19 protein-coding genes and 1 pseudogene are annotated in these 20,964 nt (G+C 63.7%); 10 read left to right on the forward strand and 10 right to left on the reverse strand.

Translation table 11 applies throughout. The features are described 5' to 3' along the window. Nucleotides 1–4: 4 nt before the first annotated feature. The 3 genes from QOC76_RS23060 to QOC76_RS23070 form a co-directional block, all read right to left on the reverse strand. Nucleotides 5–316 (reverse strand): hypothetical protein, encoded by a 312-nt coding sequence (locus QOC76_RS23060; protein WP_526360756.1) that lies wholly within the window; start codon nucleotides 314–316, stop codon nucleotides 5–7. A gap of 172 nt (nucleotides 317–488) precedes the next feature. Further along, nucleotides 489–995 carry a TetR/AcrR family transcriptional regulator gene (locus tag QOC76_RS23065; RefSeq protein WP_526360758.1) on the reverse strand — a complete coding sequence of 169 codons (507 nt, stop codon included), beginning with the start codon at nucleotides 993–995 and terminating at the stop codon, nucleotides 489–491. 206 nt (nucleotides 996–1,201) lie between these two features. Further along, entirely contained in the window at nucleotides 1,202–1,810 is a 609-nt protein-coding gene (locus QOC76_RS23070; protein WP_526360760.1) for an NAD(P)-dependent oxidoreductase, read from the reverse strand. 85 nt (nucleotides 1,811–1,895) lie between these two features. On the opposite strand from QOC76_RS23070, the gene QOC76_RS23075 reads away from it, so the two are divergent. Beyond that, a complete protein-coding gene (locus QOC76_RS23075; protein WP_526360762.1) occupies nucleotides 1,896–3,482 on the forward strand; it encodes an AMP-binding protein in 1,587 nt (528 codons plus the stop codon). A 9-nt stretch (nucleotides 3,483–3,491) separates the two neighbouring features. Here QOC76_RS23075 and QOC76_RS23080 read toward each other — a convergent pair whose 3' ends face one another. Further along, nucleotides 3,492–3,644 carry a DUF7156 family protein gene (locus QOC76_RS23080; RefSeq protein WP_526360764.1) on the reverse strand — a complete coding sequence of 51 codons (153 nt, stop codon included), beginning with the start codon at nucleotides 3,642–3,644 and terminating at the stop codon, nucleotides 3,492–3,494. Between the two features lie 50 nt (nucleotides 3,645–3,694). Then, nucleotides 3,695–4,615, reverse strand: a complete 921-nt coding sequence (locus QOC76_RS23085) for a spirocyclase AveC family protein (protein ID WP_526360766.1) — start codon at nucleotides 4,613–4,615, stop codon at nucleotides 3,695–3,697. A gap of 94 nt (nucleotides 4,616–4,709) precedes the next feature. Here QOC76_RS23085 and QOC76_RS23090 point away from each other — a divergent pair, with 94 nt between their 5' ends. After that, a complete protein-coding gene (locus tag QOC76_RS23090) occupies nucleotides 4,710–5,216 on the forward strand; it encodes a MarR family winged helix-turn-helix transcriptional regulator (protein WP_526360768.1) in 507 nt (168 codons plus the stop codon). A 46-nt stretch (nucleotides 5,217–5,262) separates the two neighbouring features. Next, complete coding sequence (locus tag QOC76_RS23095; RefSeq protein WP_526360770.1) at nucleotides 5,263–6,384, forward strand: protein kinase family protein; 1,122 nt, start codon at nucleotides 5,263–5,265, stop codon at nucleotides 6,382–6,384. 19 nt (nucleotides 6,385–6,403) lie between these two features. On the opposite strand, the gene QOC76_RS23100 is transcribed toward QOC76_RS23095, so the two are convergent. The 5 genes and pseudogenes from QOC76_RS23100 to QOC76_RS23120 form a co-directional block, all read right to left on the reverse strand. After that, nucleotides 6,404–7,591 carry a cytochrome P450 gene (locus QOC76_RS23100; protein ID WP_526360829.1) on the reverse strand — a complete coding sequence of 396 codons (1,188 nt, stop codon included), beginning with the start codon at nucleotides 7,589–7,591 and terminating at the stop codon, nucleotides 6,404–6,406. Between the two features lie 79 nt (nucleotides 7,592–7,670). Further along, nucleotides 7,671–8,357 (reverse strand): TetR/AcrR family transcriptional regulator, encoded by a 687-nt coding sequence (locus QOC76_RS23105; RefSeq protein WP_526360772.1) that lies wholly within the window; start codon nucleotides 8,355–8,357, stop codon nucleotides 7,671–7,673. 10 nt (nucleotides 8,358–8,367) lie between these two features. Then, a pseudogene (locus tag QOC76_RS23110) lies at nucleotides 8,368–9,596 on the reverse strand (CaiB/BaiF CoA transferase family protein). Between the two features lie 134 nt (nucleotides 9,597–9,730). Further along, complete coding sequence (locus QOC76_RS23115) at nucleotides 9,731–10,516, reverse strand: FadR/GntR family transcriptional regulator (RefSeq protein WP_526360774.1); 786 nt, start codon at nucleotides 10,514–10,516, stop codon at nucleotides 9,731–9,733. 76 nt (nucleotides 10,517–10,592) lie between these two features. Beyond that, nucleotides 10,593–11,588 (reverse strand): LLM class flavin-dependent oxidoreductase, encoded by a 996-nt coding sequence (locus tag QOC76_RS23120; RefSeq protein WP_526360776.1) that lies wholly within the window; start codon nucleotides 11,586–11,588, stop codon nucleotides 10,593–10,595. Nucleotides 11,589–12,807: 1,219 nt separating this feature from the next. On the opposite strand from QOC76_RS23120, the gene QOC76_RS23125 reads away from it, so the two are divergent. The 7 genes from QOC76_RS23125 to QOC76_RS23155 are packed head-to-tail and all read left to right on the forward strand — an operon-like array spanning nucleotide 12,808 to nucleotide 20,963. Then, on the forward strand, nucleotides 12,808–13,518 hold the full coding sequence (locus QOC76_RS23125) for an MlaE family ABC transporter permease (RefSeq protein ID WP_526360831.1): 711 nt from the start codon (nucleotides 12,808–12,810) through the stop codon (nucleotides 13,516–13,518). Further along, complete coding sequence (locus tag QOC76_RS23130; RefSeq protein WP_526360778.1) at nucleotides 13,515–14,366, forward strand: MlaE family ABC transporter permease; 852 nt, start codon at nucleotides 13,515–13,517, stop codon at nucleotides 14,364–14,366. The genes QOC76_RS23125 and QOC76_RS23130 overlap by 4 nt, the downstream gene beginning before the upstream one ends. Before the next feature lie 4 nt (nucleotides 14,367–14,370). Then, nucleotides 14,371–15,843: an MCE family protein gene (locus QOC76_RS23135; protein ID WP_526360780.1), complete on the forward strand. Its 1,473-nt coding sequence runs from the start codon at nucleotides 14,371–14,373 to the stop codon at nucleotides 15,841–15,843. 44 nt (nucleotides 15,844–15,887) lie between these two features. Next, nucleotides 15,888–16,916 (forward strand): MCE family protein, encoded by a 1,029-nt coding sequence (locus QOC76_RS23140; RefSeq protein ID WP_526360833.1) that lies wholly within the window; start codon nucleotides 15,888–15,890, stop codon nucleotides 16,914–16,916. Further along, nucleotides 16,913–18,373 (forward strand): MCE family protein, encoded by a 1,461-nt coding sequence (locus tag QOC76_RS23145; protein WP_526360782.1) that lies wholly within the window; start codon nucleotides 16,913–16,915, stop codon nucleotides 18,371–18,373. Before QOC76_RS23140 ends, QOC76_RS23145 begins: the two co-directional genes overlap by 4 nt. After that, nucleotides 18,370–19,827, forward strand: a complete 1,458-nt coding sequence (locus tag QOC76_RS23150; protein WP_526360784.1) for an MCE family protein — start codon at nucleotides 18,370–18,372, stop codon at nucleotides 19,825–19,827. The genes QOC76_RS23145 and QOC76_RS23150 overlap by 4 nt, the downstream gene beginning before the upstream one ends. A gap of 50 nt (nucleotides 19,828–19,877) precedes the next feature. Beyond that, entirely contained in the window at nucleotides 19,878–20,963 is a 1,086-nt protein-coding gene (locus QOC76_RS23155; protein WP_526360835.1) for an MCE family protein, read from the forward strand. Nucleotide 20,964 lies beyond the last annotated feature (1 nt).

A 20,964-nucleotide genomic window follows, 5' to 3' on the forward strand; every position in this document is an offset into this window, starting at 1 on the left:
CCGATCAGATGTCTGGGATCGTTTGGCTGACGTAGGTCTCCCAGGTGGCGATACGGCCGGCCTCTTGCATGGCGGCCTGCATCTCGGAATCGCCCATCATCGATTGCTGCACCTGGCCGAACCGTCCCCAGTCCTCGGCGGTGGAGAGCAGTCCGATCGTGTTGGTTGCTTCCCCGCCGATCATGGTCGCGAGGACGGTCACGTTCTCGGCGCCATGCTTGCGGGCGAGGTCACATGCCTTCTTGAGTTGCTTCTGCAGGTCATCCCAGCCGACGCCCTGGTTCGGGTGGATCGTTACTAACGAGACGATGGTCATTTCGGTGCTTCCCCTTGGGTGGATGATGGCCCGAATGTAGACCCGTGCCAGCACCGCCGGATCAACTTGGCAGCAAAATCGCCAAAAATTCATAACCTGCGCATTTAATTGAATTTAATTGTATTAGCAAATACTTACCAGTGAGATGGCGACGGCGTTGCTGCAGCGATCATCAGGTGCGTAGCCGCCCGATCCACTCGATGGTGGCGTCGGTGATCGGCTCGACATCGGCGACGTCGTCGCACATCGCCACCATCAACGATGCCTCCGACATGATCGCGATCAGCACGCGCGAGAGCAGCTGACCCCGCTTGGAGAAGTCGACGTGGAGCACGCCCATCCAGCGATGGAAGAAGGTCAGCGTGTTCCTGCGGCGGACTTCCTCGAAGTCGGCGGGGACATCGCCGGCGGCCATCATCATGGCGGCCCGCCGGTTCTGCCATATCGCGTCCAGGTAGGCCCGTGCGTGCACCGCAAACGCCTGCCGGTTGTCCAGATCGCCGCCTTGCTGCGCGGCCTCGGCGACGTGCAGCTCGACCTCTGCCGACAACCGGTCGTAGATGGCGAGGAACAGCTCCCTTTTCCCACCGAAATGGTGGTAGATGCTGCCGATGCTGGCGCCTGACTGTCCGACGATGTCGGCCATCGTCGCCGCCCAGAATCCCCGCGTGCTGAACACGTCCGTCGCCGCATCGAAAGATGCGCTGCTGTGTGGCGTCGGTTCTTGCCCAACGCCGCGTTGGCGTCACAATGGGATCACGTTGGCGCGCACGGAGATTTAGCGAGGATGATGGACCATGCAGCCAAGTTGACTGCCTATTTCAAGCGTGCCGCAATCGTTTGGCCTGGCCATGTTTCGCGGGCAGCCTACGAGCAATTGAGAGTTCACTTGTCGCTGATGAGCGGCGCTTTGCGGAGGTAGGTGGTATCGGCCGCTTGTTGCAACATGAATGCAGCGGCGTTGGCGCGGGATAGCCGCAGTCCTCCTCTCTGACCGACGTTCCGCGCATTGACCTCACCGATGCCCGGCCCGTTGGACAGCAAGGGGAAGCGAACGAGGGTCCAGTCCAAATCGGACCTCCGAACGGTTCGGCCGATTTCCACAATCGCTTTGTAGGCCGCGGGCTGAAGGCTCACCTTCCAGTCGTTCTCGTCCGCCGGATCTCTCATGCTCGGTGTGCCCGATGCGACCAGCCGTCGGACGCCGTGCTGACGCATCGCGGTGGCGATATTGCGGGTCCCGGCCACGATCGGCGGCACATCAGCAGACTTCGTGCCGGGTCCGAGCAGGCTGAGAACGACATCGCTGCCCGCGACGGCGGCAGCCACTTTCTCGAAGTCGTCCAGCTGACCTTCGACCACCGACAGCCGGTCATGGCGCGGAAGCTTCGATGGCGTCCTGGCAAACGCCACCACCGCGTGGCCCCGAGAGAGGGCTTGGTCCACCAACAGCAATCCCGTCGCTCCAGTGCCGCCAAATATGCTGATGCGCAATAGATCTCCTTATAAATAGCTAGACGTACAAGGCACAGTATGCCTCTGTCAGAGGCTCACTGCGGAGGATCGATAGCATCGACCTGTGCCCGTCGACTACAGAGCGCTGCGGAGCAGGTGGTACCGCGAGGGCTGGTTCTCGGAGCGGACCTGCCTGCACGCGTTCGAAGCCGGCGCACGCGAACACGGGTTGACTCCGGTGGTGTTCGCTACCGCCGACGCGGTCGACACGGTGACGGTCGGTGACATTCACGACCGCGCCCGTGCGCTGGCTGTGGCACTGCAGGACCTCGGCACCCGCAGCGGGGATGCCGTCGCGGTCCAGTTGACCAACCGGGTCGAGTGCGCCGTCGCCTACCAGGCAGTGCTGCTGTGCGGTGCGGTGCTGGTTCCGATCGTTCACATCTACGGCGTGGCCGAGGTCGGGTTCATTCTCGCCCAGTCCGGCGCACGGGTGCTCATCGTGCCCGAACGCTTCCGCACGACCTCCTATATCGAACGCGTACCGGAGTTTTCGCGCATCGACAGCCTGCACCACATCATCGTGGTCGACGCCGACGACGGCGACGGATACCTTGCGTGGTCGCATGTGCAGACAGCGGGAGACCATCGGCGGCCATCCGTATCCGCCGACGCCGTCTGCCTGCTGCTGTACACGTCAGGAACGACGTCGGCGCCAAAGGGTGTGCAGCACAGCCACAACACGGTGCTCGCCGAGCAACGAACCTTGCCTGCACTGATCGCCGGGGCAGCCGACGACGTGTCGCTGGTGACATTTCCGCCGGGACACATCGCCGGAGTCGGCAACATGTTTCGGCCGCTGATGTCGGGCACTCGGACCGTGTTTTTGGACGGATGGAATCCCGCTCGCGCGGTCGAGCTGGGGCACGAGTACAGCGTCACCTCGACTGCGGGTGCGCCCATCCACCTGCAGGACTTGCTCGATCTCGGTGATACGGGTGTGCCGCTGCCCGCGCTGCGCGAGTTCCTCGTCGGTGCGGCACCGGTCAGCGAGGAACTCGGCAGGCGGGCGGCCGCGGCCGGTATCGCCACGTTCCGTTCCTACGGCGCCACCGAGCATCCCACTGTGACGGGCGAACACGCGGGCGAACCCGAGTGGGCGCGGTTGGCCACGGACGGCAAACCGCTGCCCGGCTCGTCGGTGCGCATCCTTACATCCGACGGGATCGAAGCGCCGGTGGGCGCCGATGGCGAGGTCGTCATCCAGGGGCCCGAGCAGTTCGTCGGTTACCGCGATGCCGCCCTGAACGCCGACGCGTTCACCGCCGACGGCTGGTTTCGCACCGGCGATCTCGGTCACGTCGATCCAGTCGGTCGGCTGACCATCACCGACCGCATCAAAGATGTCATCGTCCGCGGCGGCGAAACGATCTCATCGGGTCAGGTCGAAGACGTCCTCAATGACCACCCTGCGGTGGCCGAAGGCACGGCGGTGGCGGCTCCCGATGCCCGGCTGGGTGAGGTGGTCGCGGCCGTCGTCGTCCTCAAACCCGGTGCTGCACTTGACATCGAAACGCTCCGGGAACACTTCGCGGCCGCCGGGCTGGCCAAACAGAAAACACCGGAGCGGCTCGTCTTCGTCGACGAGTTGCCGCGTACGGCGCTGGGCAAGGTGCGCAAGGCCGAGCTTCGCCACACGCACTTCGGCTGACGACGTCCGCTACAGCGTGACGACGATGCCCTGGGTGAGAGCGACGACCACGCCGAGCAGCACGATGAACGCAACGCATCCGCCGACGAGTTTGACGGTCTCGCTCCACAGCGCGGCGTTGGTCTGCGGCGGCAGAAAGAACTCGGCAGGAAGATCTTTCATGCTCACTCGCTTTGTCGGATGTGCAGTCACTTCTGTGATGTCCTCATGGCTCATGGGATGTACGGGCTGTCGGCACCGGTCAACGCGCGCAACGCGACCAGCGGCAGCACCAGCAGGAAGGCGAAGCTCACCTGAAATCCGATGAACCAGGCGCCCAGTCGCATCAGCTCGAATCGCCACCGCGGAACCGTGACGTCGTAGTTGAGGTACGCGTCGAACTCCTGCTGCTTGGACAGGTTCGCCGGCTTAGTGGCCACAGCGAGGCTTCCCAGACCTGCCACATCGGCAGCCGCACCGGTCGAAAGGGGTTTCTTCGGCACCGTGAAGCGGTCGAGCCGGCAGAACCGCTCGAGGTGGTTGAGCCCCCGGATCGGGGGCTTGCCGGCCCAATAGGCGATCAGATTGGGCCAGGTGCACATGATCCCGATGGTCCACAGCAGGGTGATCCGGCCACCGCTGCCCCACTCGAGCACGGGCCCCATGCCCGGGTCATAGGTCCACCAGCCCATCGCGGTTGCGGTGGCCTCGACCACGAAGTCCCAGATGTAGTTGACCGGTATGGCCAGCACGACCATCGATTTCAGCATGCTCCACCCCGTGCGCGATGACACCCACTGGCTCAGCCACAGCACGAGCAGTGCGTGCACACCCCAGTAGACGGCGTATGCAAACGGCATGAACAGCGGGTCATGCGGTGTCTTCAGCGGCAACCAGTCGAGGAGGTGGTGCTCGGCGAAGGTTGGGCTGTAGAAGAGCATCTGGCCCCAGTCGCCGATCGTCTCCATCCAGTACACGGCGATGCTGTTGAACAGGAACAGAAAGCCCCAGGTGAGACGTCTGCGGCGAACCACGTCGGCGATCGCCAGCAGGATGAAGACGCTTCCGGCGATCGGGATCCCCCAGTTGAAGAACCACACACCGGACGGGTCCGCGGTTGCGGGCGGGATCAGTTCCTCCACAGCGAAGACCATTCAGTTCCCCTTGATGGTTTAATCTAGTGAAGGTAGCTTCACTAAAATCTGCCGTGATGTCAACCGTGCGGGCGGCGGCGATGAAGGGATGACAGTGAGCACAGAGCCCACCGGTCCCGGCCACCCAGACGAGCGGCAGGTGCGGGAGTTCCAGTCGGAATCGCTGCAGCGGCATGCGATCGAATTCGGTGAATGGATGGTGCGTGCCAGCAATAGCCGCGCACACGCATTGGGTCACAGAGGTTTACGGCCCGCACATGCCCGTCTGATGGTTTTTCTCGGTTGGGACGGCAGCCGTATCACCGACATCGCGAAGGCTCAGGACGTCTCGAAGAACGCGGTCGGCCAATTGGTGAGCGAACTCGAGGAGCTTGGGTACGTCGAGCGGGTGCCGGACCCCCTCGACGGTAGAGCCAAGATCGTCCGCTACACCGAGATGGGCGTCCAACTGATCGGCGATGCAGCCGTCATCGGGGAAGGCCTGAACGCCGAGATTGCGCAGATCATCGGTCCGCGGCGGCTCCGCGAACTGCGGTCGATACTGGCTGACATCTGCCACGGGCTCGGGCTCGGGCTCGCGCCAGACTCGACGGGGGGCTGAGACAGCCGTGATGAATGTGAGCAATGTGTTGGTAAACGCGCGCGCGATGGCGGAGCTCGCCGCGTCGGCCTCGCCGTGGGTGCCGACGCGCGGACCGTCGAAGGCGTCGGACGTCACGGCCGAATGGCTCACCGTCAAATTCGGGGCACGTGCTCCCGGCGCCGTCGCGTTGTCGGCGACGTCGCTCGGCGGCACCACCGGGACGACGGATCGTCAACGGTTGGCGGTGGAATGGAACGAGGTCGGCAAGCGGGCCCGGTTGCCTGCCAACATCTTCGTCAAGAGCAGTCCCTTGACCGCCAAGAACAGGGGAATGGTTGCCGCACTGGGGATGTCGAACAACGAGGTCCGGTTTTATCAGCAGATGGCCGACGAGCTGGTCGGTGTGTGTCCTAAGTCCTGGTACTCCTATGCGGGGATAGGAGCTCGGTTCCTGATCGTGCTTGACGACATCGTCGCCGACGGCGCGCATCCTTACGCACTTGCCGATCGATGCGGGATCGAGCACGCCAGGGGACTGGTCGACGCGTTCGCCGAACTCCACTCCAGGTTCTGGGAGAGCCCACGATTCGACGGCGACCTGAACTGGGTGCGGGCATGGAACACACGGCCCGGCAATGCGGTCTTGAAGCGATTCTACAAGCGCGGCAGGCGCGATGCGTTGAAGCTCGATCGTGCAGAAGCGACACCGGCGGTGCATGCTGTTGCCGCTGCGCTGGATGCGAACATCGACGCCTACTATCGCGAGTTCGAGGCGGGCCCATTGACACTGCTGCACGGCGACTCGCACCTCGGCAACACCTACTCGCTGCCGGACGGTCGCTCGGGTCTGCTTGACTGGCAGGTCATCTGGCGCGGTCCGGGCCTGCGCGAGATCGCCTACTGGATGATCACCGGCCTTGACACCGATATCCGGCGCGCCCATGAGCGCGAACTGCTCGAGCGCTATCTCGACGGTCTGCGCCGGGGCGGAGTCCCGGAGGCGCCGACCTACGACCAGGCCTTCGAGCGGTACAGGTTGTTCTCCGCCGAAGCGTGGGACGCGGTGGCGATGACGATTGCGTGGCCGGGGCTGCAGGCGCAGGAGAACGCCGAAGCGGGTTGGCGGCGGGCCTGTGCCGCCGTCGAAGACCTCGACGCCGCCCGCGCGGTCAACTCACTTCGCTAATGCATTGCTCAAGAGTCGCTCAGGTATTCCATCTGAGCTTGAGTGAGTTCAGACCCCACACTTGGCCGCCGTGCTCGATAGCCTGTTCGGCCAGCTCGTAGTCGGGGATCCGGCGATGCCACTCCTCGAGCACCACTGCCATCTCCTGACGGGCGAGGTGTGAACCGAGGCAGCGGTGCGGTCCACCGCCGAACGACAGGTGACGGGTGACGCCGCGGTCGAAGTCGACTTTTCGCGCGTCGGTGTACATATTCTCATCACGGCCTGCCGCAGCCATCGGGAACGAGGCCATGTCGCCGGCTTTCACGGGACAGCCGTGAAAATCCATGTCGCGGGTCGCTTTTCGGGCCGTCTGCACGATCGGATAGGCCCTCACCAGTTCCTCGACCGCTTTGGGAATGATCGTCGGATCCTCAACGATTCGTGCCCGGTCGGCCGGATGGGTCGCCAAGTGCAACATGGTATATGACAGCTGGCTCGCCACGGTGTCGAGACCCGCCATGAACAGCAGCAACAGACAATTCAACAAGTCGGTGTCGTTGATCTGCTCGCCGTCGATCTCCCAGCGGATGGCGTTGCTGACGATGTCGTGGGCATCCGGATCGGGGTTGGCGCGACGCTGTTCGACCAGGCCCGAGAAATAACCCATCACAGCCATCATGCCGTCGAGCCGGGTGGCGTTCGCCTCGTCGTCCGAACCGGTGGTGTGCAGAATCTTGTCCTCCCACACCAGGAATTCGTCGAGCTGATCTTCTGGCATACCCATCAGGCGGGTGAACACGATGGACGGGAACACGCGCGCCACCTGCGTCACGAAATCGCAAGAGCCTTGCGCCGCAGCCTTTTCGATTAGTTCGCCGGCGAGCTGATGTTGCTCGTCACGCAGGCTCTTGACGAGCCCGGGGGAGAAGTATTCGGCCAGAACATGTCGCCACTTGGCGTGGTCGGGGGGATCGATCATGATCGGGATCCACTTGTATGGAGGGTTCGGATCCGACGGCACGATGACGCTGCTCGACCAGAGGTCGGGATGCTGCAAACCATCGAGGATGGTTTCGTAATCGGTGAACATCCAGTAGCCGGGCCCCTCGGTGTTGCGGAACACCGGCCGCAAATCATCCTGGGTGGCGTCCAGCATGCCGAAGTGCGTCAAGGCTGGAGCCGACGGCGAGTTGAGATCCACGTTCTTCTCGACCGGACACTGCATGGGCTGGGTCTCGCTCACACTCTTCCTTTCCGATGGCGGCGGGCCGCCATACCATCTCGTATTGACAGGTAGGGCAACATCATTGCGGCCGACCACGCTGCATTTGGTCGGAGAGATTGTGTAATGCCTCGATCGCGGTGTGGACCGCATCCTCGACTTCCCTTGTCCGGGACACATGTTCACCCCCTGGACCGCCCAATGCGGCAAGGGCGGGGATGATGAAGTGGCGGAAGCGCCGTCGCACCTCATCTGCTGACCGATCGGGCTCCTCCGCCGCGATGTAGGTCTGCTCCACCAGGAAGTCGACGAGTTCGTCGATCTCCAGGTCGTCGCGCACCTCGCCGTTTCGCCGGCCTTCCTCGAGCACCGGTCCCACGGCGTCGACCGCGACCTGGTGCACGTTGGGGTCGTGAACAGATGAGGAATGCTGCGCGATGAGCGCGGATATCGACGGATCGGTGGGAAGTTCGCGCGTGGTGTACACCATTGCCGCCTCGAGCTTCGCGAACGCTCCCACTTTTCCTGCCATCAGGGTCTTCACCTCCGCCACGTGCCGACGGGCCCGCAGCAGTGCCACCTGAACCAGGAGCTCTGAGACGCTGCCCAACTGACGGAATGCGGTGGCACGAGACACTCCCGCGCTCCTGGCGATGGATTCCATCTGCACGGCGGCGATTCCACGGGTGACGATCTCCGCGTCCGCGGCGCGGATCAGCCGGTCCTTGACGGTGCCGTCGTCTGTCGACGTGATGTCGACGGCCGTCACGATTGACCGCTCATGTGATCGCTCCGGAGATCTTGAGTTCGATGAGCTCGTCGTCGCTCAGGCCGAGTTCGCGTAGCACGTCGTCGGTGTGTTCGGCGAACTGCGGGGCCCGTGACATCGCGACGGGCTCGTCTCCGAACTTCACGGGGCTAGCGACCAGCTTCTGTGAATTGCCCTCCGCATCAACGATATCGGCGATTCGGCCATTGGCGATCAGTGCTTCGTCGTTGGCCAGCTCCCAGGCGTCCTGGACGGGCGCCCACTGTCCGGTGCCGCGATCGAGCACCTTCTTGCACTCGGAATACGTCAACTTGCCGATCGCCTCCGCGACGAGCTCGTAGGCTTCCTCGGCATTGGCGGCCATCGATTCCATCGATGTGAATCTCGGGTCCTCGGCGTAGTCAGCCAGCCCCATCAGCCGACAGAACTCCGGCCAGTAGCGCGTTGGCTGCAGCATCGACAGTTGAACGAAACGATCGTCGGCGGTGCGGTAGGCCCCGGTGAGAGGATTGCCAGGGGCCTGCGTCTTGCGTTCGAACTTCGGTAACGGTCCGCCCATCAACATCGCCATGTTGACGCTGAACTGGGTCGTCCAGGCACCGACGGCCAGCAGAGACACGTCGAGGACGGCCGGCTCACCGGTGACACGTCGACCGTAGAGCGCAGCGGCGACCCCGCCCGCGATCGCCAGGCCGCCGATGTTGTCTCCGTAGGCCCCGGCCGGCATGAAGGACACCGAGTCGGCGCTCGGCGGGGTGACGCCGTCGGCGCTGCCGCCGCGCGCCAGAACGCCGTCGCGTCATAGGCGCCGGCGTCTCGGTCCGGTCCGTTCATTCCGAATCCGCTGCCTGCGACATAGATGATGTCGGGATTGATGCGACGGACGTCTTCGACGTCGATGTGCAGCTTGGTGCGCACCGACGGCAGATAGTTGGTCAGGAAAACGTCGCTGCGGCGGATGAGTTCCTCGAGCACAGGTCGCGCGTCGTCGTTGTCGAGAGCGAGACCGACACTGCGCTTGCCGCGGTTGGGCGCCTCCATGATCGGCGCGAACGAGGACCCCTCCGCAGTGGCGGCCCTGCCCAGCACCTTCACCAGACCGCGCTGCGCGTCACCGGTCACCGGATGCTCGACCTTCACCACCTCTGCGCCCCAATCGGCGAGCACGGCGCCCGCGGACGGCACGAACGTGAATTGCGCAACCTCGAGTACTCGGATGCCGCCTAGTGGCTTGGTCACGGAGCTCCCTGCGATTACAGACATCAAGTGATGCACTTTTGCGACGTACGAATCACAAAGTATCAGGAATCGAGACAGGATGCGAGACCTGGATCACAAAAGAGGCGGCGAAGGCGGCGTCGGAGTCGCAGCCCTCAGTCCATGATGTCGCGGACCTTGGTCTTCTCGTGGCCCTTGAGCAGGGCGGCACTGGCCGCCTCCATGTGGCGGCGCCAATGCGTCTCGGCCTCGGCGCCCTTGCGGGCCGTGACGAGGTCCACCAATCGGTGGTAGGACTTCACCACTTTGTTGTACTGAGCCTTTGGCACCACGTTTTGGACGCCCAAAAAGGCTGCGGCAGTATGCCGTTCGCTGATCTCGTGAAGCATTCCGGCAATCATCCCCAGCGTCGCGTTGCCCGACAGTTCGACCATGCGGCGGTGCAGATTCGCGGTTGCAGGCCCCAGCCTGCCCGCCTGCCACGCTTCGGGAATGTCGTCTATCAGGCGGGCCAATTCCTCGTGGGATTCGGCGGTGCCGTCCTCGGCGAGCAGTTTGGCCGCCGCGGGTTCGATCGCGGTGCGTGCGGTCATCACGTCTGCCAGCGTGGCACCGGACAGGGCCAGCAAGAGCCCCGCAGGTCGCGCCACAATCTCGGCGCCCGGCACCCGAACTTTGGCACCCGTCCGCGAGCCACGGCGGACCTCGACGAGCCGCTCGGACTCCAGCACTCGCACCGCTTCGCGCAGCGTCGGCCGGCTGACCTGGAAATGCGTGATCAGTTCTGCCTCGTGCGGCAGGAAGTCGCCATCCTTGAGTTGGCCTTCGACCACCATCCGGCGCAATGTCCGCGCGACCAACTCCGCTGTCTTGGGGGATCGCACGGCGCCAGATGCCGTCTCGGGTGAGATCATCGGAGCGAGCGGTTCGGGTCGAGACACGGTGGCCTCCTACTGCTTGCAGTTGTACTACTCAGTAAACCATGTGTGACGCCGGATCGGCCGATGACATTGCGCCTCAGTGCAGCTCGGACGCCAATCGAACAGCGGCCGCGTCGTACTCCGCACGTCGGCGGCGGCCGACCAGAAAGCTCGGCGCGCCGAAGAACGCCGTGTCGGGTAGCCGCTTGCGGTGCGCGAGCATGTCGCGGGCCTGCGCGGCGTCGCCGCAGATCGCCACAGCCCACAACATGTCGTCGGTGACGTGGTCGGCCATGGCCTTCGGGCGCCCGTTCCGGAAATCGGTGCGGATTGCGGCGACTTCGTCCTGCCAGCCGTGCAACTCGACCAGCGAGTCGTACGTCCGCACGGTCAGGTAGAAGGCGATCTGCAGGCGTGCCTCGGTGACGGCACGCTTCGGATCGGCATCGTCGATCGCTGTGATCAGCCAGCCCCACCGCCGAAGGTTGTCCGGCTCGCGGCCGGCGCCGTCGGCGCCACGGGCGAGCTCGGGATCGACGACCTCCTCCCACCAGCGGTCGGTGAACAGCCCATGTCCGAGGATTCCGTCAGCGGTGCGGCCTGCGGTTCGGATCATGATCTTGTTGAAGGCGCCGATCAGGATCGGCACGTCCAGTCGGCCGAACACGGGAGCGCGGATGTCGGCGTCAATGGAGTAGAAGTCGCCGTCATATCGGATGCGCTCGCCATTCTCCGCGTGCAAGAAAGCTCTGATCACGTCGATCAGCTCGGCCATCCGCGGTGCCGGGTGGGCGGAGTCGACGCCGAACCAGTCCCGGTTCATCCGTGAGGTGCCTGCCCCGAGGCCGAGAAATACCCGCCCCGCGGCATGCTTCGACAGATGCCGTACCGATGCGGCGTGCACAAACGGTGATCGGGCGAAGGCGTAGGCGATGCCAGGACCGATCATCGCGGTCGACGTGGCGTGCGCCATCTCGGTAGCGGTCACATATGCGCTGAGATCGGCGAATTCACCGGCGCAGAAGGCGCCGGCGCCTGCAGCCTCCGCCGCTGCTGCCAGCTGCTGTCCCGGCCAAGGTAGTCCCCACTTCATCGTGCCGTCACATCCTGAGTCGGAGAGATCGCTTACTTAGTAAGATATGTAAGTCTACATCCCGGGGCGCCGCGTCGGACGGACACCGCTGCCAGATGATAGGCACGCTGTTGCCCGGATCGAAGCGAGCTCCGGATGAGAGGCTCACTCGGCACTTGGTCCGCACGCTCCGGCCGCCGAGCAACCGAGTCGGGGCCGAAAGGCCTGTTTATGAAGCGACCGCCTCAGCGTCGGGCTTTTGGCTGGCAACAGTTTCTAATTAGCTATATAGATAGATCTTTAGATGTTATTTGCGCGGAACCCGCTTGATTTGCACTCTCTGCGTCGGAGGATGGTCGGTAATGGTAACCGTGGGGACGATTTATGCCCTCCGGCTGCCGACGCGGCCCGCGGCCGCCGTGCTCAGCGGGCCGACTTTGGTGCGATGTCACGGTTGTGGCCTGAGGCGATCCGCCGAACGCCGGACAGCACGCCTGTTCCTCTGGACGATTGGTGCCTAATTGATGCGGCAATTCGACGCTGCGGTAAATCTAATTCATTAGCGGACCGATAAAGCGTTGGTCAAATACACCGTCAATCCAATAGGGCGGGTTCAAACGCCATTATTAGGTGGATCAGCAGCAATCGTTTGTCCGCCGCTATTCTTGCTACGAATTTCTCGCCCTTGGAGGTAGATCGCGAAGCCCGAAACAGTCAGCAAACACCAAGCGACAACATGTGGCCGTCGACGCCTGTAGTTCGCCAGGGTGCGTACATGTGGTCCGAGGTCGTTGGTCACGCGTCGAATCGCGCAATGCCAGTGCTCTCAACTGTACTGATGGTCAAACGGCTGAGTTGTCGAGCGACACGGTCCTTGGCTCAACGGCAGACACTTTTCGCTGGTATCGACCGGTGAGACGTTCCCCGCGGATCTGTCGCATACAAACAGAGCAAACCTGACCTATCGAACTAGGTGAACTGAGCCGTTAATGCTATAAATGCCGCCGAGTTGTTGCTATGGCCGAAAAAGTTGGTGTACGGTTTGTCGGCAGTCGCCTGTGCCTTGAATCACTCTGGGCGGGGCAGTCGCCGAGCTTGATGGAGGGGATTCGCAGTCTATGAAGTGTGCCACCGCCGGGGCTGCTAATCCTGCCGAAGGGGACGGGGAGATCCGCTAGTGGCAGGACACAAGCAGTGGGATGTAGCCAAGCCGCTGCGGTCCGTCGGCGACTTCTTCGCAATGTCGATGGACGCAATGGTCCAGATGTTCAAGCCGAACTTCCCCTTCCGTGAGTTCGTCCTGCAGACCTGGTTCGTTGCGCGGGTATCCGTCCTACCGCTCATCCTGATGGCGATCCCATTCGTGGTGTTGACCGCGTTCATCCTCAACCTGCTCCTGATCGAGATCGGCGCGGCCGACGCATCCGGCGCCGCGGCTGCACTCGGTGCGGTCCTCTATATCGGTCCCATCATCACGGTGCTGGTGATCTCGGGCGCCGGGGCGACGGCTATGTGCGCCGACCTCGGTTCGCGCACCATTCGTGAAGAGATCGACGCGATGCGTGTACTCGGCATCAATCCGATTCACCGGTTGGTGGTGCCGCGAGTGCTGGCAGCAACGCTCGTCGCGACCATGCTGACGTCGTTGGTGATTGTGGTGGGCTTGACCTTCGGCTTCTTTTTCTCGGTCTTTCTTCAGGGCGTCACGCCCGGCGCCTTCGTCGCCAGCCTGACCCTGCTGGTCGGAATACCCGAGTTGATCATCACCCTGTGCAAGGCAATCTTGTTCGGCTTCTTCGCCGGCCTGATCGCCTGTTACAAGGGGCTCTCGGTGGGCGGCGGCCCGCAGGGCGTCGGTACCGCCGTCAACGAGACTGTCGTTTTCACGTTCCTGGTTCTGTTCCTCATCGGCACGATCACGACGATCGTCGGCGTGAAGGCGACCCTGTGAGCACCCCAGCGCGCGCCATCGCGCCGCGGATTCAACGCACCGCCCGGAATTGGGCCGACGGCTGGAACAAGGTCGGCGAGCAGACCCAATTCTTCGGCAAGACGATTGTCGGCATCAAGGATGTCTGGATCTATTACAGGGTGGAGCTGCTGCGCCAGATCGCTCAGATGGGCCTGGGCGTCGGAGCGATGGCTCTCATCGGCGGCACCATTGTGGTCGTCGTCTTCCTGACCTCGCAGGTCGGCTCACTGGTCGCCGTACAGCTCTACGGTTCACTGGCCAACATCGGGGTGGAGGCGCTGAGCGGCTTCGCATCTGCGTACATCAACACCCGCTTCGCCGCTCCCGCCGTGGTCGGGATCGCGATGGCCGCCACGATCGGTGCCGGCTGCACGGCGCAGCTGGGGGCGATGCGGATCAACGAGGAGATCGACGCCCTCGAAGTCATCAGTGTCCGCACAGTCAGCTACCTCTGCTCCACCCGATTGGTGGCCGGAGTCGTGCTGGCGATCCCGCTGTACTGCCTCGGGCTGATGGCCGCCTACCTCGCGACCCGCTTCGGCACAGTTCTTGGTTACGGGCAGTCGACGGGCGTCTACGACCACTACTTCGACACTTTTTTGAACCCTACGGACGTAGTGCTGTCCTTCACCCAGGCAATCGGAATGGCGACCATCGTGATGCTGATACACACTTATTACGGTTACACCGCATCGGGCGGGCCCGCGGGGGTGGGCGAGGCCGTCGGTCGCGCGGTTCGCGCATCCCTGGTCGCCGTCATCGTCGTTCTCCTGTTCGTCGCGCTGGGCATTTACGGCCAAGGCGGCGGCCTGAATATTTCCGGGTAGCGGGATGGCGGCAGCAGCGCGAACCAAAAAACGAGCGGGGGAATCAGGCATCCACCCGGCATGGTGGACCCTCGGGTTGATCGTCACGCTTGTTGGGCTGGTAGTGCTCGACGGCGTCTTGTTCACCGGCAGCTACCGGTCCTCCATCCCGGTCACGGTGATGTCCGATCGCTCGGGATTGATCATGGAAACCGGTAACGATGTGAAGCTGCGGGGCGTCGTGGTCGGCCGGGTGGACGATATCTCGAAGGGGAACCCGCCGGTTGGCCTGAAACTGGAGATCAACTCCGATCAGGTGAAGTACATTCCGGCCAACGTCGAGGCGGAGATCAAGGCGACGACGGCGTTCGGCAACAAGTTCGTCGATCTCGTCGTCCCGGATGACCCGAGCGCCAAGCGGCTCTCGGCGGGTGAGGTGCTCAGGGCGCGGAACGTCGCGACCGAGGTCAACACCGTGTTCGAGAATCTCGTCGGAGTGCTCCAGCAGGTGGACACCGCCAAGCTGAACGCCGTGCTGTCCGCGCTGGCCGAGGGCGTGCGTGGCCAAGGCGAGAGGCTCGGCGAAGCGATCACCGCCGGTAATGAGGTGCTGATGCAACTCAATCCCCGCAGCGAGACGATCCGCCAGGACTGGAAGGCGGTCAAGGGGTTCAGCGACACCTACAGCGCGGCGGCGCAGAACATCATCACCGTGCTCGACGCGGCCAGCACCACCAGTACCACGATCACCAACCACGCGAAGCAACTCGACTCGCTGTTGCTCAACGTCATCGGGCTGTCGAACAGCGGCGTCAACGTCCTCGGTCCCAGCAAGGACAATCTGATCCACGCGGTCAACGTGCTCGATTCCACGACCAGTCTGCTGATGAAATACAACCCGGAACTGACGTGTCTGTTCACCGGCGGCAAGAACGTCATCGACTTCGGGTTCGAGAACGTCGCGGGCGGCAGCACCGGTAAGTCGGTCATCCTCGACGTGGCGTTGCTGTTCGGTGACGACCAGTACAAGTACCCGGACAACCTACCGATCAACGGCGCGAAGGGCGGTCCCGGCGGCAAGCCAGGCTGCGGTTCGCTGCCCGATGTCGCTCAGAACTGGCCGCAACGCCAGCTGATCACCAACACCGGGTGGGGCACCGGCGTGGACATTCGGCCGAATCCGGGCATCGGCTTCCCGGGCTACGGGAATTACTTCCCGTTCACCCGTGGGGTGCCGCAACCGCCGACCATGAATCGCATCGGACCGCCGGCACCGGGACCGATCCCGTACCCCGGGGCCCCGCCGTACGGTGCGCAGCAATATGCACCGGACGGCACCCCGCTCTACCCGGGTTTGCCGCCCGCGCCACCGCCGGGGCAACCAAAGGAACCGGGACCCCGGGCGGGAGAAGAGCCGTTCGTGGTGCCCTATCCCGCACAGGTGCAACCGAATCCACCGCCCCCCATACCACCGGGGCCGGTCACCCCGGCGCCCTGACCAGACCAGCCAGATGAGAAAGCAGACGATGAGAGACCACCGCCATCATGGGTAGCTTGCGCGGCACCCTCGTGCGCATCGCCATATTCCTGGTTGTGTGCACGCTGGGCTGGTTTGTGACGGTGGCGGTCTTCGGACAGTTGCGCTTCGACGAACAAAACAAGTACAACGCCGTCTTCAAGAACGTCTCGGGACTGGAGACCGACGACTTCGTGCGTATCGCCGGAGTCGAGGTCGGGAAGGTCAAGGGCATCAAGGTCCGAGACGACGCCACGGTGGACGTCGAGTTCGCCGCTGACAAGTCGGTGGTGCTCACCGAGGGCAGCAGGGTAGCGATCCGCTACGAGAACCTCACCGGGGACCGGTTCGTTGCGCTCGAGGAAGGCGCAGGCGGAACGAGGAAGCTGAACGCGGGCGACACGATACCGCTGGAGCGAACGGAGCCCGCACTCGATCTCGACGCCTTGATCGGAGGATTCCGTCCGCTCTTCAACGCCCTGAGCCCCGATCAGGTCAATGCGCTGACCGGCCAGCTCATCGAGGCGTTTCAAGGCCAGGGCGCGACGATCAGCTCGTTTTTGAGTCAGACTGCTTCGCTGACCAACACTCTGGCCGACCGGGATCAGCTGATCGGACAGGTCATCGTCAACCTCAATACGGTATTGGGATCCCTCGGCGACCAGAAAGAGCAGTTCGGCAAGGCCGTCGGCTCGTTGTCACAGCTGGTGCAAGGCCTGGCCGAACGAAAGCAGGACATCACCAACGGTGTGGCGTACGCCAATGCGGCCGCGGGGTCTGTCGCGGACCTCCTGCAGCAGGCGCGGCCGCCCTTGAAGAAGGTCGTGACCGAAGCGGACCGGCTGGCAGGCAACATCGTCGCGGACGCCGACTACGTCAACAATCTGCTCGATACGCTGCCGGACTCATATCGGATTCTGAACCGTCAGGGCCTCTACGGCGACTTCTTCAGCTTCTACCTGTGTGATCTCGTGCTCAAGCTCAACGGGAAGGGCGGCCAACCGGTGTACGTGAAGTTGGCCGGCCAGGACACGGGGAGGTGCACTCCGCGATGAAGTCCTTTCAAGAGCGCAACCCACTCATCATCGGTGCCATCGGCCTCACTCTGTCCGTCGCTGTGGCTCTCGGCGCGGTTAATTACGACAAGCTGCCGGGCCTGTCGGTGGGCAAGGAGTATTCGGCGTACTTCGCAGAGGCCGGTGGTCTGCTGTCGGGCGCCGATGTGCGGGTGAGTGGGTTCGCCGCGGGCAAGGTCGAAGACATCACGCTCGATGACTCGCGCGTGCTGGTGACCTTCAAGGTCGACGACGACATCCGGCTCGGCGAGCGCAGCGAAGCGGCGGTGAAGACACGAAGCGCATTGGGCAGCAAGATCCTCGAGATCACCCCGCGCGGGGATGGCCGGCTGTCCGGTCCGATCCCCCTCGAGAGGACGACGCCCGCCTATCAGCTGCCCGATGCCATCGGAGACCTCACCACCGCCATCAGCGGCCTGGACACGAACCAGTTGTCGGATTCGCTGAAGATGTTGTCGGAGACATTCGCCGACACACCACCGGACGTGCGCGCCGCGGTGGAAGGGGTGGGTCGGTTCACGCAGACCCTGGACGAGCGTGACGCGCAGCTACGAAGCTTGTTGTCCAATGCCAACAAGGCGACTGCAGTGCTCTCGGAGCGCAGCGACCAGATCGTCACCCTCGTCCGAGACACGAACGCGCTGCTCGCGGCATTGCGAAGCGAGAGCGCGTCATTGGACCAGATCTTCAACAACATCTCGGCCGTGAGCCAGCAGTTGAAGGGTTTCATCGCCGAAAACCGGACACAGTTGAAGCCGGCTCTGGACAAACTCAACGGCGTGCTCGCGATCGTCGACAACCACAAGGAACAGGTCAAACTGGCGCTCCAGGGACTCAATCGGTACGCGCTTGGCCTTGGTGAATCGGTTTCGTCGGGACCCTTCTTCAAGGCTTACCTGGTCAACCTGTTCCCCGGACAGTTCGTCCAACCGTTCGTCGACGCGGCGTTCTCCGACCTCGGCCTCGACCCCAACGTGCTGTTGCCGACACAACGCAGCGACCCACAGGTGGGGCAACCGGGCACGCCGGCACTGCCGATCCCGTACCCACGAACCGGCCAGGGTGGAGATCCGAAATTGACGATTCCCGACGCCATCACCGGAAATCCCGGCGATCAGGGTTGCGGTCCGCCGGGAGTGCCGTTGCCCGGCCCGACGGGCTGTTACCCGTACCGCGAGCCGTTGCCTGCGCCGCCGCCGGGCGGCCCGCCGCCGGGACCTCCCGCAGCGGCATCCCCGGGGCAGGAGTCCACCGCCACGCCGCCGCTTCCGATCTACGCGCCTGCACCCGGTGAGCAGGTACCGGCAGGCGCCCAAAGCCGGCCACCCGGCGACCCGGCGGTGGTAGGACCCGGCGCACCTGGAGCAGCCGACGTGACTCCGGTCCCGCTCGGCCCGCCGCCAGGGCCGCCCGCACCGGCGGGAGACGGCCAGTGAACAGGCTCAACTCGCGGACGGGAAAGATCGGGCTCGCCGTAGCCCTGGTGGTGTTGTTGGTCCTCGCAGGCGTGACGATCTTTCGAAGTGGAGCAGCGAGCAAGACCACGATCGTCGGATACTTCGACAACAGCAACGGCATCTACACGGGCGACGACGTGGTGATTCTCGGCGTGCCTGTCGGCTCCATAGACAAGATCGAACCGGAGCCGTTCCGCACCAAGATCACCTTCTCGGTCGACGACAAGTACAAGGTGCCCGCCGACGCCAAAGCCGTCATTCTCTCGCCGGCGTTGGTGACGGCTCGCGCCATCCAGCTCACGCCGACTTACAAGTCCGGGCCGAAGATGCAGGACGGCGCGGTGATTCCGCAGGAGCGTACCGCCGTACCGGTTGAGTTCGACGCGTTCCGCCAGCAGCTAGAACGACTCGCCGACACGTTGCAGCCCACCACGCCGGGCGGCGTGAGCACCCTTGGCGCGTTCATCAACACCGCTGCTGACAATCTGCGCGGTCAGGGCGCGAACATCCGTGACACGTTGATCAAACTGTCGCAAGCGTTTTCGGCGCTCGGTGATAACAGCAAGGGCCTTTTCGGCACGGTCAAGAACTTGGCGATATTGGTGTCGGCACTGCGCGACAGTAGCGACCTGCTACGGCAGCTGAACGGAAACCTGGCCTCCGTGACGGGGCTTATCTCCAACGACCCCAACGAGGTCGGCAACGCGGTGAAGGACCTCGCTGACGTCGCCGGCGATGTCAGAAGCTTCGTCGCCGAGAACAGGGAGACCCTCGGCACCACCTCGGACAAGCTCGCGTCGGTGACGCAGAACCTGGCCGACAACATCGACGAGGTCAAGCAGTTGCTGCATGTCGCACCCAACGCGTTCCAGAACTTCCTGAACATCTACCAGCCCGCGCAGGGCACCCTGACCGGAGCGTTGGCGTTGAACAACTTCGCCAACCCCATTCAATTCCTCTGTGGGGCAGTGCAGGCCGCCTCTCGGTTGGGCGCAGAGCAGTCCGCGAAGCTGTGCGTGCAGTATCTGGCGCCGATCATCAAGAACCGCCAGTACAACTTCCCCCCGTTCGGCCTGAACCCATTCGTCGGTGCGACCGCTCGACCCAACGAGGTCACCTACAGCGAAGACTGGATGCGGCCCGACTACATCCCGCCCGCCGGTGCGGGGCCGGCGCTGCCTGCAGAAGCGCCCGGATCGCAAGCACCTTCAACGCCACCGAGCGGTGGACCCCTGCCGCCGCCGGGCAGTGTTTTCACCAACTTCGGTGAGCCCGCCGATCCCAATCACGGTCAGCCGCCGTTCGTGCCGGCCAGGCCACCCGATCCACCGCCACTCAACCCGGGCGACGCTCCGGCCGTACCCGCGCCGGTCTCCACTGATCCGGGCACCGGGCTGACCGGCATGATGGTTCCGCCTGGGGGTGGCCAATGAGCGGAAATCACCTGCGGCGGATACTGCTTGGCGTCGTCGTCGTCGTGGTGATGGCGGTGCCGGGCTGCGCCAACTGGCGGGGCCTCAACTCAATAACGTTACCTGGGACGGCGGGCGGCGAGGCCGGGGCCTACACGATCAAGGCGCAACTGCCCGAGGTCGTCAATCTGCAGCCGAATTCCCGGGTTCGGGTCGGCGACGTGACGGTCGGCAACATCACCAAGATCGAGCGCCAGGACTGGCATGCGCTGGTCACGATGACGATCGACGGGAACGTCGACCTGCCTGCGAACGCCACCGCAAAGCTCGGGCAGACCAGCCTGCTGGGATCACTGCACATCGAGCTCGCCCCGCCCAAAGAGGTTCCACCGCAAGGCAAACTCAAGAACGGGTCGCTGATCCCGCTGTCGAGTGCGGGCACCTATCCGACCACCGAAGAGACGCTCAGTGCGCTGTCGTTGCTGCTGAACGGCGGCGGTGTCGGCCGAATCCAGGAAATCACGAAGGAACTGAGCACCGCATTCTCCGGCCGTGCCGACGACCTCAGGAGCCTGCTGTCGCAATTGGATGTGTTTGTCAAATACCTCAACGACCAAAAGGACGACATCCTGGCCGCGGCCGACAGCCTGAACAATCTGGTTGGTCAGATCGCCGACCAGAAACCTGTGGTCGACAAGGCGCTGAAGACGGTTCCGCAGGCGCTCGCGATTCTCAAAGACGAACGGATCACCCTCGCCGATGCGCTCGACCAGCTCGGTAAGTTCAGCGCACTGGCCGCCGATTCGGTCAACCAAACGAAGGAAAATCTGGTCAAGGAGCTCAAAGACCTTGGGCCGGTGCTGGAATCGCTGGCCAACGCGGGCCAGGATCTCACCCGTTCGCTCGACTTCTATGCCACCTTCCCGTTCCCCAAGCCGACACTGAACAAGTGGTTGCGCGGCGATTACGCGAACTTGACCGCCGTCATCGACCTGACCCTCAGCCGCCTGGACGCGTCGTTCTTGACCGGCACGCGCGCCGAAGGCGAATTGACCGAGCTGGAATTGCAGTGGGGCCGCACCATCGGCCAGATGCCCAGCCCGTATACGGCCCGCAATCCGCTGGTCGCTCCTTACCGCTTCGATCAGGGGCCGTGAC

It is taken from the genome of Mycobacterium sp., assembly GCF_032159565.1.
Lineage (GTDB): Bacteria > Actinomycetota > Actinomycetes > Mycobacteriales > Mycobacteriaceae > Mycobacterium.

What these genes read in the sequence shown, in the direction of transcription:
- QOC76_RS23060 (WP_526360756.1), bottom strand. Translation starts at nt 316, where the DNA reads ATGACCATCGTCTCGTTAGTAACGATCCACCCGAACCAGGGCGTCGGC.
- QOC76_RS23080 (WP_526360764.1), bottom strand. Translation starts at nt 3,644, where the DNA reads ATGAAAGATCTTCCTGCCGAGTTCTTTCTGCCGCCGCAGACCAACGCC.
- QOC76_RS23085 (WP_526360766.1), bottom strand. Translation starts at nt 4,615, where the DNA reads ATGGTCTTCGCTGTGGAGGAACTGATCCCGCCCGCAACCGCGGACCCG.
- QOC76_RS23095 (WP_526360770.1), top strand. Translation starts at nt 5,263, where the DNA reads ATGGCGGAGCTCGCCGCGTCGGCCTCGCCGTGGGTGCCGACGCGCGGA.
- QOC76_RS23100 (WP_526360829.1), bottom strand. Translation starts at nt 7,591, where the DNA reads ATGCAGTGTCCGGTCGAGAAGAACGTGGATCTCAACTCGCCGTCGGCT.
- QOC76_RS23120 (WP_526360776.1), bottom strand. Translation starts at nt 11,588, where the DNA reads ATGAAGTGGGGACTACCTTGGCCGGGACAGCAGCTGGCAGCAGCGGCG.
- QOC76_RS23125 (WP_526360831.1), top strand. Translation starts at nt 12,808, where the DNA reads ATGTCGATGGACGCAATGGTCCAGATGTTCAAGCCGAACTTCCCCTTC.
- QOC76_RS23135 (WP_526360780.1), top strand. Translation starts at nt 14,371, where the DNA reads ATGGCGGCAGCAGCGCGAACCAAAAAACGAGCGGGGGAATCAGGCATC.
- QOC76_RS23145 (WP_526360782.1), top strand. Translation starts at nt 16,913, where the DNA reads ATGAAGTCCTTTCAAGAGCGCAACCCACTCATCATCGGTGCCATCGGC.
- QOC76_RS23155 (WP_526360835.1), top strand. Translation starts at nt 19,878, where the DNA reads ATGGCGGTGCCGGGCTGCGCCAACTGGCGGGGCCTCAACTCAATAACG.